Source organism: Sphingobacterium sp. LZ7M1, from assembly GCF_024296865.1.
Lineage (GTDB): Bacteria > Bacteroidota > Bacteroidia > Sphingobacteriales > Sphingobacteriaceae > Sphingobacterium.
In genome coordinates this window covers 4,489,171-4,502,882 of sequence record NZ_CP101134.1, presented here as the reverse complement: position 1 = coordinate 4,502,882, position 13,712 = coordinate 4,489,171, and the positions used below count along the sequence as shown (strand labels likewise).

Genomic DNA, 13,712 nt, shown 5'->3' with positions numbered 1-13,712 from the left:
CCTTAAAGAAGTCTGTCATTTTATCAAATGAACATTGAATTTTGCCGTATATGTCAATGTCTACCGCATTAGTTATTGTCATCTATTCCTTTTGCTATGTTTCTGCTAGGTAAACAATTTTGCTGATATTACCTGAATGTTCTTTTTTTCATTCTATCTATAATATTGTTCTTGGTGACATTTCTGGTGTATAATTCGACATGGGCATGTTCATACAAGACAAATGATGGTTGCTGTCATGAGTTGTTAGAGTTTTAAGAATGTTTGTGATACTCTCATTACCTCAATTCTTGTTTGCGACTTAATTCAAATACCTGTCGAATCTTAGTAAGCAGGCTTTCTACCGCTTCTGCAATTATCGTTTCTATTTGTTTTAATGCGGATGACTTTTCTTCGAGGGCGTTGCTAGTATGTACTAGACCTTGAACTGTTTGAGTAGGGTACCTTGTGGAACCAATTTAAACCCCTATCAAACCGGATTCAAGATGGGTTTGATAGGGGTTTACATTGGTTTGAAAGGGGAGTGAGTTGGCGTTGTTGAATATGGTTGGGAGGAAGAGTGGTGAAGGGGAACAGTGATTTTTAGAAATAAAACTACCGGATCGAACTGCAGCAGGGAAATCTTCAAATAGTGTTTCGCCGTAGACATACCTTAATATTTTAATCATATTTTCTTAACCTTTCGGTTACATTAAACACGGAGATTTGAATGGGCTTAGTTAAAATTATTAACGAATTATGGAAATCTGTATCGACAAAAAGTTAGTTTCTCAAATTAATAATACCGACAAAGGTGCCTTTGATAGATTATATGAATTATATTGGGAGTATTTATTATCTCTTGCAATAAGGAAAACCGGGGATGTCGAAATCTCTATGGATTTGCTGCAGGACCTTTTTGTTGATTTATGGGAGAGGCGGACAGAGCTAAAAATAGAAGTCGCGCTAAAGCCGTATCTAACCTCGGCTTTGTACTTTAAGATCTTTATGTACTTCCGTAAGAAAGGCATAGCGGAATCCCATGTCATGCTGTTTAAACAAATGATTCAAGAAGAGACAGTTGAACAGATTGACTTTGAACAAGATATAGAAAAACAATATGCTGAATTGATGCTTGCAATCGATCAATCTGTTACTCAAATGCCCGAGCGGATGCAGGTCGTTTTTAATTTACGATTTCGCGATAGCCTTAAGATTAATGAAATAGCTAAAAAGCTGGACATATCATCCCAAACTGTCAAAAACCAATTACAAAAATCACTACAGTTTCTTCGGAAAAAAATCTCTCATAAAAATATGGAATTCCTGTCCGGTATACTTTTCGTACTGTACGTCCACCAAGCTTAATTTTTTTAAAAATAATTTATTCATAATTTCTTAACTTAAATAGCGTGGTACTTTTCGTCTTTAATGCAACTACTCTAATGTATGAAGCGAGAAGAAAAGGAATTAAATCGGTTAATATCAGGCTATATCAATGGAACGATTGATCAACAGGAGCGAGAAAAGCTTTTGTTATGGATGGAGCAATTAGAAGTTTCAAACAGTGAGGGACTGATTCATCCAGGATTGAAGGCCGAGTTGAAAGCTCGAATTGATGAGCAGCTATTTGGTACCGAAAAATCGACAACAGCATTTATTAGCAAGATCGGTTTAAGATGGATCAGTGTCGCGGCGGTATTTTTACTGTTGCTCGGAGTAGGGTCATTTCATTTTCTGAAGAAAGCTTCCGACTTAGGATCTCCGCAGCTCGCTATTCAGCAGGCAGAAGACTTTCAAATTAGGGTTCAGAAGGATAGCAGTTTTTACTTAAGTGATGGTTCACTGGCGCACCTACTTGCAGGGAGTACATTGTCATGGAATTCCAAATACAATACAACAGATCGAGCTTTGGAATTGCATGGGACTGCATTTTTTAAAGTGAAGAAGGATACCCTCCGCCCATTTTCAGTGCTCTCGAATTCAATTTTAACGACCGCATTAGGGACGGAATTTTGGGTGAGCGAATATGGGAAAAACACGAGTGTCAAGTTGATAAGCGGTTCTGTTTTGTTACAACGAAAGAATCATGCAGGAGCATTAAGTACCATTGGTACTTTAAAACCTGGGGAAAAATGGTCAATGAAGAAGAAAAGGTCTGCAAAAGAAATTAAGTCTGAGCCTGAAACAGATTTAAAGCATTTAAAGTCGGCTCTTCGCTTTGAAAATGCTGCGTTGAGCAAAGTATTTAAGGAATTGGAAAGTAACTTCCATGTGAAATTTCAGATTGATGCAGACGTGGAAGTTGACATGACGTTCTATGGTACTTTTGGCGAAGACGAACAATTAGTCGATATATTGGAAATTATAAGCTTGGCTAATGATTTGAAGTTTGAAGATCAAGGTCATCCCGGCCAAATACGGGTACTCAAAATAAAATAATTATTAAAGAAACTGTTTAATGAACGGCTAGAAATAGCCGTGAGGAAATGTTATGCCAAATTTTATCAAAAAAATGAAAATTAGACCTTTAATGAAACATGGAAATCAAGCCTTCGTTTTGCTTCTTTTGTTGCTCTGTTGTTGCGCGCCAATTTATGCGCAAAATAAAGCAGTTATGAGTGTGCTTGTCCACGATAGACAAGGAAATCCTTTAAGTAATTCCTCTGTTTTATTAAGTAATGCAGACCTGCAAATTAATACAACTCGATCAACCGACGAGCATGGCTTAGTCGTATTTGAAGGACTTCAGCCTCATGGAAAATATTGTGTGAAGGTGTCTTTCACGGGTTATACAGGAAAAAGACAATGTGATATTATTGTGAAGCCAGCAAATCGGACCAACCTTGTCATCAAGCTTGATCAAGAAGAGATACAAAATATTGACGCTGTTGTGGTAACTGCCTTGGGGATAAAAAGAGAAGATAAATCGCTAGGATATTCTACCCAAACGGTCGATAATGCAGCACTAACAGAAACGAAGACGAATAACTGGACCAGCGCTTTATCTGGAAAAGTTGCGGGATTAACTATCCAAGGGGTTGGTGCCGGGCCGATGGGTTCCAATAGGATAACGCTTCGAGGAGAATCCTCTCTAAATTTAAATAACAATCAAGCGCTCGTTGTCATAGATGGGGTTCCCCTCAGCAGTAAGATTACGGGCACGGGTTTTAATTCTTATTTATCTCAGGATAGCCCTGTCGACTTTGGATCAAATATCAGCAACGTAAATGCTGATGACATTGATAATGTGACCGTGTTAAAAGGGCCGGCTGCAACGGCATTATACGGAAGTCGGGCCGCAGCAGGCGCACTAATTATTACGACAAAATCTGCGAAGCGAAAAGAGAGAGGAATAGGCGTTAGTCTCAATTCGAATACGAGCTTGGAGGAAGTGAACCGCTGGCCTGATTATCAATTTGAGTATGGAGAAGGTAGACAAGACAAATATTACTCTTATGGGAATACCGTGGATGGAGCTAACACAAGTACAACTGTTGGTGCAGGACGAGGTTTCGGACCTAAATTCAATGGGCAAGAGTATTTTCAATACGACCCGAGTACGCCCGATGGAATAGCGACAGTAAGAACCCCATGGGTCGCCCAAAAAGATTATATTTCGGGCTTCTTTCAACGCGGTTTAACAAGCAGCAATAATATATCCGTTGAAGGTGGAAATGAAATCAATGGTGCTAGAGCGTCATTTACTTACCTTAAGAATACGTGGATTCTTCCGAATACCGGATTTGAGAGAATGAATGTGTTATTTAATGCCAATCAACAATTATCCAAACGGCTAAAAGTTTCTGGTAGATTTAACTACAGCAATAATAAAAGTGACAATCTCCCTTCCGCAGGATATAATAACCAGACTTTGATGTATTTCTTAATATTAGGTACAGCGCCTAATATTAAACCGGAATGGTTTAAACCCTATTGGGTTCCTGGGAAAGAAGGAGTAGAGCAATATAGGCCTTTCAATTCTGGTCCTGACAATCCCTATGTTATTCTTTATGAAATGTTGAATAAAATGAAGAAGCATAATCTTGTAGGAAATATTTCTGCAACTTATGAATTCTCCCCAACAGTAAACCTGATGCTTAGAAGTGGTTTAGATTTTTCGAATGAAGAGCGATCTCAACAGCGGCCTTTTAATATGACGAAATTTCCGAAAGGAATGTACCGTGAACAGGGTCTTAATAATTACGAGTCGAATAGTGATTTTCTACTTTCTTATGTTCCTAAGTTAGAATCCGATTTTAAGTATAATATTTCCTTAGGTGGAAATTATATGTCGCAGTATTATAATTTGAAATCAATGAATGCCGACCAATTAGCACAACCGGGAATTTACCAGCTGTCCAACAGTTTAGACCCAGTTGTACCGCAAAGCGATAGACAGGAAAAAGCTATTGCTAGCTTATATGCTTTTGGTCAGTTGTCGTATAAGGAAATGATATTTTTAGATGTTACGGGACGGAATGACTGGTCCAGTACGTTGCCTTCAGGAGAGCGATCGTTTTTTTATCCATCTGTGAACAGCAGTTTTATCTTAAGCCAGCTTTTTAAAATGCCGGACGTTATTTCTTTTGCTAAAGCTCGACTCTCTTGGGCACAGGTGGGAAATGATACCAGCCCCTATCAAACGGCTCGATATTACAATCAAATATATGGTAACAACCTAACCAACCAACGGGTATTATTTAATCCTAACTTGAAACCAGAAATTACAACAAGTTATGAGGCAGGCTTGGATTTAAGGTTCCTAGATGGAAGAGTAGGCGCTGATATGTCGATCTATATGAACAACAGTAGGAACCAAATCCTTGCTACGCCCGTCGATCCCGTTTCAGGCTATAACAGTGCCCTGATTAATGCCGGACTTATAAATAGTAAAGGTATTGAGCTGGTCTTGAATGGGCAACCCATCTTGAACGATCAATTTAAATGGAAATCTGCTGTCAATTGGGCTCTTAATCGGAGTTATGTTAAGGAATTGGCCCCAGGAATCAATACTCAAATTATCTACAATAATGCTGGTGTCGTGACCATCGAAGCACGCCCAGGAGCGCGAATGGGGGATATGTATGGACGTGGATTTCTAAGAAATGAAATTGGACAGATTATTTATAATGAAGCCGGATTACCGGAACTCGACACCGAAGTAAAGAAATGGGGAAATGCATTTGCAGATTGGAAAATGGGGTTTAGTAATGACTTTACCTATAAGTCTATAGGTTTACACATCCTTTTGGACATGCAAAAAGGCGGAAGTATTTATTCCTTGACAAATTATAAAACTAATGAATTAGGAAAAGTGAAGACTTCTCTTCCGGGACGCGAAGGGGGAATCGTAGGCGATGGCGTTGTTCCACAGGCCGATGGGACGTATAAGCCAAATGATAAGTCGGTGAGTGCGTTGGTTTATTATCCGACTTATTATTCGATGAGTAATTTGGAGACCAATATATTTGATGCCAGCTTCCTAAAAATAAGAGAAGTTAGGCTATCCTATACATTTCCGGTTAATCTATTAAAGCAATTCAAACTTTCAAACGCTTCGGTATCACTTTGGGGAAGAGATCTTTTCAATTTCACCTCCTTTCCGGCATTTGATCCCGAGGGTGGAAATTTAAATAATGGAACTGTTACGCCGGGCGTCGAGCTGGCCCAATTCCCATCGGCTAGAAGTATGGGAGTTAATTTAAGCATAGGATTTTAGTATTTACGATGATGAACATAAGAAGAAGATTTATTTCCGTTTTGATGTTTGCACTTTGTCTTTTCAGTGCGTGCGATAAAACCTTTAATGACCTCAACACCGATCCAAATCGGCCGAAAGAGGCTACTCCGGGTGTATTGTTAAGTCAATTACAATACAGAATTGTGACTTCAAAAATGAATGAAGCGAAGAACTTCACCCATATTTTGATGCAAGTACAGGCGCCCCGAGCAAATCCAAATATCAATAGCGTTATGCGATGGGATGTTCGTAGTAGAGATAATATTTGGGAAAGTTATTATGCAGCGCTCTTAGATACGGAGGATTTGTATGGGATATCGAAAAGGTTGGAACAGCCTAATTATATGGGAATTGCACTTGTGTTGAAAGCTTATATGTATTCCATTCTAACTGATGCATATGGTGATATTCCATGTTTGGAGGCGACGAAAGGGATGGATAAGAATTTCCTTCCGAAATTTGATAAACAACAAGTTGTTTATGAGCAAATGTTGAATTGGTTAACGGAAGCTAACACACTCTTTGAAACGGATAAGCCTTTAGCATATGGGGGAGATTTGATTTTCGACGCCCAAAGTTCAGCAGCGAACATGTTGAAATGGAAGAAGTTTGCTAATTCGTTAAAATTAAGGTTGTTAGTTAGGATTCAAGGTCGGGAAGCGGAAATGAAGGTGAGATCTAAAATTGAAGAAATATTAAATAAACCGAAAGATTTTCCAGTATTTGAATCCAATGCCGACGAAGCCATCTTGGCTTTCCCAGGTAATTTTCCTTATTTTAATCCATATTATAATTCCAGAACATTCGACTGGAGAGACAATGATTACTTCACGACCTTTTTCATAAAAACTTTAAATGAAACCAACGACCCACGGTTAAAGCTATGGGCTCGGACTGTAAAAAAAGGTGACAAAGCAGTATTTCAAGGTATCCCGAGTGCATATCCCTTAGAACAGGAGTTTGATGTAAATGCAAATTCCAATCTCAGCGATGTACTTAAAACTTTCTCGAATATGGGTATTTTACAAACCTATGCGGAGGTGGAGTTTATGAAAGCGGAGCTTGCACTGAAGAACTATAAAACCAATGATACGGAGGAGAACCATTACAATAATGCCATTCTAGCTTCTTTAAAACAATGGAAAGTTGACATTCCTGAAGATTTTCTGAAGCATTCCATTATTAAATATAAGAGTGGCGGAACTGTCGATGAAAAGATGGATCAAATCTTTTTGCAAAAGTACTATGCTAGCTTTTTTGTAGATTATCAGTCATGGTTCGAATACAGAAGAACCGGATACCCTAAACTTGAAAAGGGTCCCGGCATACCATCTTCTAGGACTTTCCCCACGCGAATACCTTATCCAACTTACTTGCAATCTTTGAACGCCGAGAACTTAAAAGCCGCGGTGCAACAAATGGGGGGTGACGATTGCACTATTAAAGTTTGGTGGGACAACAAGTAAACTAACATTATCCATATGAAAAAAAATATCATCAAGTTTTTAATTTGCGGTACCCTAGGTTTAGCGTCAGCTTTTTCGACTTTGTTCGCTCAAACGAAGTCTATTGTTATCATTTTTGATGGTCTGAGACCCGATTTTATCAATCAGGAGCATATGCCGAATCTATTTGATCTGGCAAATAAAGGGAGTGTTGCCTTAAATAGCCATAGCGTTTTCCCAACAGTGACGAGATTGAATTCTGCATCGCTTTCGACGGGATCTTATCCTGAAAAACACGGTATTCTCGGGAATACGATTCATATTGCAGATGTTGATGCGCGAAAAAATTATAATACCGGAAACAAAAGCGATTTGGAAATAGTGAAAAAGCAGTCCAAATTGGGGTTGTTATCTAATTTGACGGCCGCTGAATTACTCAGACAGGAAAATAAGACACTCGCAGTGTACAGCTCTGGATCTTCGGGCCAGGCTTTCTTACAGGACCCTCAGGAAAAAGGCTGGACAGTTAATCCGGAGTTTATTTTTCCGCTTTCTTTCCGAGATTCCGTTTTCCAAACGATAGCTTCTATTGAATCACAAAAGCAACCTAAATTTGCGAATCATAAATGGGTGGTAGATGCTTTTTTGACTTTTGGTTTAGATAAGAAGCCTGCGGATATCACGACCGTATGGCTTTCAGAACCGGATTCAAAGCAACATGGATTTGGAATTGGATCACCAGAAGCTTTGGAGGCGATAAAATTTATGGATGAGCAGCTAGGACGCATTCTTCTTGCTATTAAAGAAAAGGGATTGGAAGACAAAGTTAATGTCTTAGTCAGTGCCGATCATGGATTTATAACATACGCGGGCGAACATACCGTTAAAAGCATGCTAGAGGAAGAAGGCTTTGGAGACGACCTTAGTAATGGAAAAATAGTAATGGCAGATGGGGCGATCTTTGTGAAAGATAAAGACCAAGCAAAAGTGGAAAGGATAGTAAAGTTATTGCAAAAGCAGCCCTGGATTGGTCCAATCTTTACGAAATCTAAAAATGATACTGATTTAAAAGGAAGTGTAGATGGCACTTTTTCATTTGCAAGCATTCATTGGAACCACCCGGATCGCGCCGCGGATATCCTAGTAACGTATAGTTGGGATGACGCTCCAAATGAATTTGGATATAAAGGCTCGGCATACAATAAGAGCGGAGGAGCTGCAGGACATGGTGGTATTAGTTCGTTTGAAATTAATACTAACCTCGTGCTTTATGGTCCTTCATTCAAAAAAGCGTATCAATCCACGGCCCCTACATCTTATATTGATATTATGCCTACCTTGTTTTCCGTTTTAGGAGTTAAAAATAAACACCCTATGCAAGGAAGAGTGCTTGCTGAATTTTTTAAAAATAAAAATGTAGATGCAAATAAGGTAAAGCAGTATATCGAAACCGCACAGAATAAAGAAAAGAATTATACAGTTGAATTGAAGTTTAGCGAAATCGATGGACATAAATATTTGGACTACGGACGGAGGGTAAAATAGTTAGTTTGCTAAAGTTAATTGTTTATAATTCTGCTCTGATTTCTAGTAAAATGAAACTCTAATCCAAATTAAGATTCATAGTATTGATAAATGTTAATTTAGATATAAGTATAGATATCAAACAATTCATCAATTAATTGTTTAATATATCAGCAAGGTTACGACGAAAACCTCCTGATTATGACGAAAAGCTTAATTTGGAAAGGACTTTATTATGATTCACTTGAATATCTGAATTCTACAATTCGGAACAAGTAGGGTTTATTGAAACTTTGGCATTTAGATTATTCAAGCTTTCATACTAGTTGGTAAATAATTTCCATATATTATTTCGATTTATCGATTTTCACCCTTAATTAAGTATGTTGATTTTTAGCTATGTAGGTTTTTTAATCCATGTTTTAACCAAATACGCATATAAGGAGGATTGGTGAGACTTTTTGTATATAATTTTCGCATAACCAGATGTTAGTGGCAACCTTGCTGAAACGTACCAACAGACAAAAATGACAGAAATGACAGAAATTAAGATTAAAAAAATAACTCTTGATGACATTGACCAATTACAGAAAATTGGCAAGGGTCCCATAGGTTGCAATCTCATAATGCTCTACTTTCTGGGAAGCGGCGATTATTCCCGCATCACGCACAGTGCCGGGTTCTGTGTCTCCCATAATACTTTTACCTTCTTCTAAGATTCCGGACATAGTATCACATTTCTCTTCCTTCGCCTTAATTCCGATCGATCCAAAAACTTCTTCCAGTCTACTGTCATGTTCTTTGGTCTCTTCAAGATGAGAAGATATTGCTATTTTCAGTTTTTGCGATGTAGCATTTTTTTCCATTTTAGGGAGCGATTTTACCAATGATCGTTCAAACATTTTCTTCAGCGCGGTAATTCTTGTTAAATTTTACTTTAACATATATTTTACAATTAAAACATTAATTAATTTTTATCAATTCCTTAACAGGAATATAACAACAAACATTTAGCTTTCAATCGATTAAACTCTTTGTAAAAATGGCGTTTAATTATGCGTGTTGTTACATGTATTTTGATCATACTTAGAAAGACAAAATAATTCCATAGTTTGGGCGTTTTATTTTACTAAATCCTAAACCTTATCTTTTCTAAGGTAATGGTCTTTAATTAATTCAAATTTTTTAGAACTATTGTATGAAGATTATTAGTTTAAAAAGCACTGCACTGAGCCAACCACATCCATTATGTCCACATTGTGGGGAAGCATATCTTTATTCCCGCGTTCGTAGACCTTGGTGGGTGAAATCATTTTTGTTTTTTTTGCCAGTAAAGAGCTCTTCTTGCAATCAATGCAACAAGAGCTCGTATATTTTACGAGACAAAGTTTAATGGGTTATCACACTAACGCTCATCAATAACTTTAACAAATTTTATTAAAAGAATTATCGTATAAAGTTCCTGTCTTCAATATTAAGATATCGCCAAGTACTTAATTAAGATCATAGCAATTTAGTATACCTGGCAATCTATTCCTCTTAGCCCAATAAATATCCTTTAGGCCGTCCTCGAATAACTCATTTAAATCTTTAGCCGCGCTTGGCTTAGCTTTAACTTTATTATCCTTTGGAGTAGGTTTTGTAGTTGTTGCCATGATAAATATTGTTAAGATTGTTTGATTAAATAACATCGGATGCTCATAGTCGTTCTGAAATACCGAGTTATCCGAGCTTTTGTAGGTTTTAGATAAAAGTAATGAAGATTATATCCTGGAGATATAAATTGGGGAAGGACATATTTTTAGGCGACTTCAAACATATTACCGATGAACTGTTTATATTGTAAAGGTGCATTAATAGTCCAAAACCCCATGCCACCTATATCCCCACTATAGGTGGCACATTTTTTTTATTATCCCGAATTGAATATATAGAAGGGGACTGCAGACAAGAGCCAGGTCTTATTTGGCTATCTCTGGGACTCTCTAGTGCTAAATTTATTTTACGGTAATCAAAAGTATTTTATATGGCGGTCAATTAATAATTTTTTCTATTTTAATAGAAATTACCCCTCCCATAGAGAATATTTTTAGCGGAAAGAGGTCCTAAGTTTTATCTTAGGGCCTATACTCTATATAAGTTAAGAAAATCTATAGCTTTTAAGTTTTTCCTGCAAAAGTTTTCTAGCGCTGTGTATTCGGGTTTTGACGGTACCTTCCGGTATGCCTAAGTGCTCTGCTATTTCATAGTATTTATAACCTTCAAAGAACATTATGAAAGGTAGATAATATTTTTCATGTATCGACATTAGAACTGAATCTATGTCTTGACCCAAAAAATTGTCTATACTTTTGTTTTGGCTCTGCTGTTTTGTGGGGTCAGAAGCGGGGAGGACGGTTGATGCGTAATTTCTTTCCACTCCATTTTTACGGCACCTATTAATGAAGATATTCTTCATGATCGTATAGATCCAGCCCAAAAGATTTGTGCTTTCCTCAAATTTTTCCTGATATCGAATGACCTTCATGAGGGTATCCTGGAGGAGATCGGTAGACTTCCCCGTTTTATTCTAAAAGTTTAAATTATTAATTCTATTTTCAAAATGCTCATCAGTATTTTTTTTCATTTACGTTTCATAAGTTAGTGCTTTATTCCAAATAGTTTTGGTGAAGGGTAGAGCGGGCGTCGAATTTATTTTGACGCCCGCTTATCTGTTCCTTACTTATTTACATTTATCAAAGCTCTAACCTTTGAAAAAGTTACACAGGTAAGCTTTTGATATCGCCAATTAGACTGTTATACTTTTCCTTTTCTTTAGCATTAGTCGCACCTAATTTCGCATAATTAATTGCTATTGATTTATTCAGAGGTCAGAAAGTTAGCTATTCGCAAATAATAAACGGAGATATACCTGTGTTAATTGAATCCACTATCCAGGACATTAAAAATATCGGTAATATAACTCTTACGGTAGTAAACCTCCTTCAGAAGGTTTTATTAAAAAGCCGGAAGTTATATACTTTTTGCTTTTGGAATATCAATAACGCTCTCTGACCAAACTTCATCGTTGATAAGTTATAGGATGCATTATAATGATAAGAATTATCTTACGTAAGAAAAATTCCTAAAATATTATTTGTTAGATTCATTAATTAAAGCTATTTCTTAGAATACTTAGTTCGTAGATACTCTTCAAATTGTGAAAAAAAATCAGAAAGAGGGATTTCGGCGTATTTGCAAATTTTGAAAATAGTTGAGAATGGCACATCATATCCTTGACTTTTAGTTAATTTTGTGATTGTTGTTCTACCAATAGATGTAAGATCTTCATATTGCCGGATAGTCGGTTTATTCCCGTTAATTTTGATTGGTTCTAGAAACTTGATTCTAATAAAATTCAATAATTCATTTTCAAAATCTACATTTTGTTCATCTTTAAATTTCATCAATAAAAATTTTTAAAAAAAACTTGTCCGCTTTAGCGGTCAAATCAGAATAATTACTTATCTTTGTAAGAGTTATTTATTAAAGCGACAATTACTAAAGGAAATCCTTTAGCAACGATGTCACTCATAGTCGAAAACCGCTATTTTCCTTATGAGTTGAACTTGGTGTCGCCTTATTATTGGATTCAAATTATATTTATATATTTGAGCCAATAAGGCGCTCCATGTCAGTCTCTGTGGAACCTTGATTGATCAAGGTGGTCCTAGCGGTACCTCGACCTGAGCATTGGAGTGTCTTTTTGGTTTTCGTTCCAATAGTCATTTTCCTCAGTTTCAAGAGTGCCCATCGTTATCATAAACCAAAAAAATTATGGTACGATTTACAACCACCAAGAAAATTTGCACCAATAAGATTCCGAATTATAGTTGCCGGTTTTCTCGTAAACAACAAACAAAGAACATTTTTTGCAGTCCTGAATAGAATATAACTTTAAGGAAAAGGGTGGATTTGGGTACTTATGGCTTATAAAAGTCATAACACCAAATATGCAAGAGATTAAAAATCCCTGTGGTAATAATCCCAATGGGAAATTTTCTTTTCTACCTCTTTTCTTAACCGACCTTCTATAAACTGACAGCGCATGGTTGTGAGGAAATAAGTGGATCGGTAGTTTTATTATATTCTGACACAATAAATCTAACTATTCTTTTCCACTATCCCAAGCGGACTGTGTTATGGTTTACTCCTTAAATAGGAGTGAAGGTCGGTTCTTTTTGTTTTTACTGAAGCTAAAGTGATGTATTGATCAGGACTATTGTTCCATGCCTTGAAATGCATCTTGTTGGTTTTCAGCTGTACTGTTTTAATCTCCAAACGCATTATTGAATTTGTAATTCCGATTTAACCTATTAATTATGACAGATCCAAATTTATATAGATTAGGTTCCATAACCCGATCTAAACAAACTATTAATCTCGAATTTTGGTTTCCCAAAGCCCCATTAATTCTATTAAGTGGGGTAATACTATTGTTTCATATATTGTTTAGTTGTCCGGTCAAGGCGCAGGTGTCTTCTATAGAGCCTGCGTCTACGGATGTAAAGTATTTGCCAATCTTGAGAGTCGGAGAGAAGGTTCCCCCAGAATTCTGGGAAATAAAGCACCTGCTATTCGAGAATGGACAAACGCGAGAAATTACCTTAAAAGAGTTCAAAGGGAAGCTGTTGATCCTTGACTTTTGGTCCACAACATGCAGCATCTGCCTGAAACACCAAAACGAGATTTCCCACTTTAAGGAAAAGTACAAAGACCGGTTGGCCGTTGTTATGGTCAACCCATTAAAAAGCTACGATAACCTTTCCATCCTTCAAGAGAAGATTGAAGAGCCTTTTTTTAAGTCTTTCGGAATCACCAAGTCCAATTTTACAAGCATCGTTGAAGATGAATATCTTCAATCGCTGTTTCCATCAAAGGGCTATCCTCAATATGTATGGATCAACTCGGCTGGATATGTACAATTGATCACCTTCAGGAACCTGCTGGACCGGAATTATTCTTCACCCTATATCGACTGA

8 protein-coding genes and 1 pseudogene are annotated in these 13,712 nt (G+C 37.0%); 6 read left to right on the top strand and 3 right to left on the bottom strand.

Annotation, left to right across the window (positions count from 1 at the left end; all coding sequences use genetic code 11):
• The first annotated feature begins 738 nt into the window (after positions 1–738).
• From NMK93_RS19315 to NMK93_RS19295, 5 genes are all read left to right on the top strand, one after another.
• Positions 739–1,347: an RNA polymerase sigma factor gene (locus tag NMK93_RS19315; protein ID WP_254526798.1), complete on the top strand. Its 609-nt coding sequence runs from the start codon at positions 739–741 to the stop codon at positions 1,345–1,347.
• An 81-nt stretch (positions 1,348–1,428) separates the two neighbouring features.
• The gene (locus tag NMK93_RS19310; protein WP_254526799.1) at positions 1,429–2,421 is read left to right on the top strand and encodes a FecR family protein; all 993 of its coding nucleotides are present in this window, start codon (positions 1,429–1,431) and stop codon (positions 2,419–2,421) included.
• 175 nt (positions 2,422–2,596) lie between these two features.
• Positions 2,597–5,701, top strand: coding sequence for a SusC/RagA family TonB-linked outer membrane protein (locus NMK93_RS19305; RefSeq protein WP_254526801.1), 3,105 nt, complete (start codon positions 2,597–2,599; stop codon positions 5,699–5,701).
• An 8-nt stretch (positions 5,702–5,709) separates the two neighbouring features.
• Positions 5,710–7,188, top strand: coding sequence for a SusD/RagB family nutrient-binding outer membrane lipoprotein (locus NMK93_RS19300; RefSeq protein WP_254526802.1), 1,479 nt, complete (start codon positions 5,710–5,712; stop codon positions 7,186–7,188).
• Positions 7,189–7,203: 15 nt separating this feature from the next.
• Positions 7,204–8,712, top strand: coding sequence for an alkaline phosphatase family protein (locus NMK93_RS19295; protein ID WP_254526804.1), 1,509 nt, complete (start codon positions 7,204–7,206; stop codon positions 8,710–8,712).
• A 563-nt stretch (positions 8,713–9,275) separates the two neighbouring features.
• Here NMK93_RS19295 and NMK93_RS19290 read toward each other — a convergent pair.
• The 3 genes and pseudogenes from NMK93_RS19290 to NMK93_RS19280 all read right to left on the bottom strand — a co-directional run bounded on the left by NMK93_RS19290 (position 9,276) and on the right by NMK93_RS19280 (position 12,137).
• Positions 9,276–9,593 carry a DUF892 family protein gene (locus NMK93_RS19290; RefSeq protein WP_254526805.1) on the bottom strand — a complete coding sequence of 106 codons (318 nt, stop codon included), beginning with the start codon at positions 9,591–9,593 and terminating at the stop codon, positions 9,276–9,278.
• A 1,238-nt stretch (positions 9,594–10,831) separates the two neighbouring features.
• Positions 10,832–11,236 (bottom strand): annotated as a pseudogene (locus tag NMK93_RS19285) (RNA polymerase sigma factor); the annotation flags it as partial.
• 613 nt (positions 11,237–11,849) lie between these two features.
• On the bottom strand, positions 11,850–12,137 hold the full coding sequence (locus NMK93_RS19280) for a hypothetical protein (RefSeq protein ID WP_138089460.1): 288 nt from the start codon (positions 12,135–12,137) through the stop codon (positions 11,850–11,852).
• 1,068 nt (positions 12,138–13,205) lie between these two features.
• Between NMK93_RS19280 and NMK93_RS19275 the strand changes: the two genes are divergently transcribed.
• A complete protein-coding gene (locus tag NMK93_RS19275) occupies positions 13,206–13,712 on the top strand; it encodes a redoxin family protein (protein WP_254526809.1) in 507 nt (168 codons plus the stop codon).

Bases quoted from the DNA above. Each gene is read 5' to 3' on its own strand.
- NMK93_RS19315 (WP_254526798.1), top strand. From the start codon at position 739: ATGGAAATCTGTATCGACAAAAAGTTAGTTTCTCAAATTAATAATACC.
- NMK93_RS19310 (WP_254526799.1), top strand. From the start codon at position 1,429: ATGAAGCGAGAAGAAAAGGAATTAAATCGGTTAATATCAGGCTATATC.
- NMK93_RS19305 (WP_254526801.1), top strand. From the start codon at position 2,597: ATGAGTGTGCTTGTCCACGATAGACAAGGAAATCCTTTAAGTAATTCC.
- NMK93_RS19300 (WP_254526802.1), top strand. From the start codon at position 5,710: ATGATGAACATAAGAAGAAGATTTATTTCCGTTTTGATGTTTGCACTT.
- NMK93_RS19295 (WP_254526804.1), top strand. From the start codon at position 7,204: ATGAAAAAAAATATCATCAAGTTTTTAATTTGCGGTACCCTAGGTTTA.
- NMK93_RS19290 (WP_254526805.1), bottom strand. From the start codon at position 9,593: ATGTTTGAACGATCATTGGTAAAATCGCTCCCTAAAATGGAAAAAAAT.
- NMK93_RS19280 (WP_138089460.1), bottom strand. From the start codon at position 12,137: ATGAAATTTAAAGATGAACAAAATGTAGATTTTGAAAATGAATTATTG.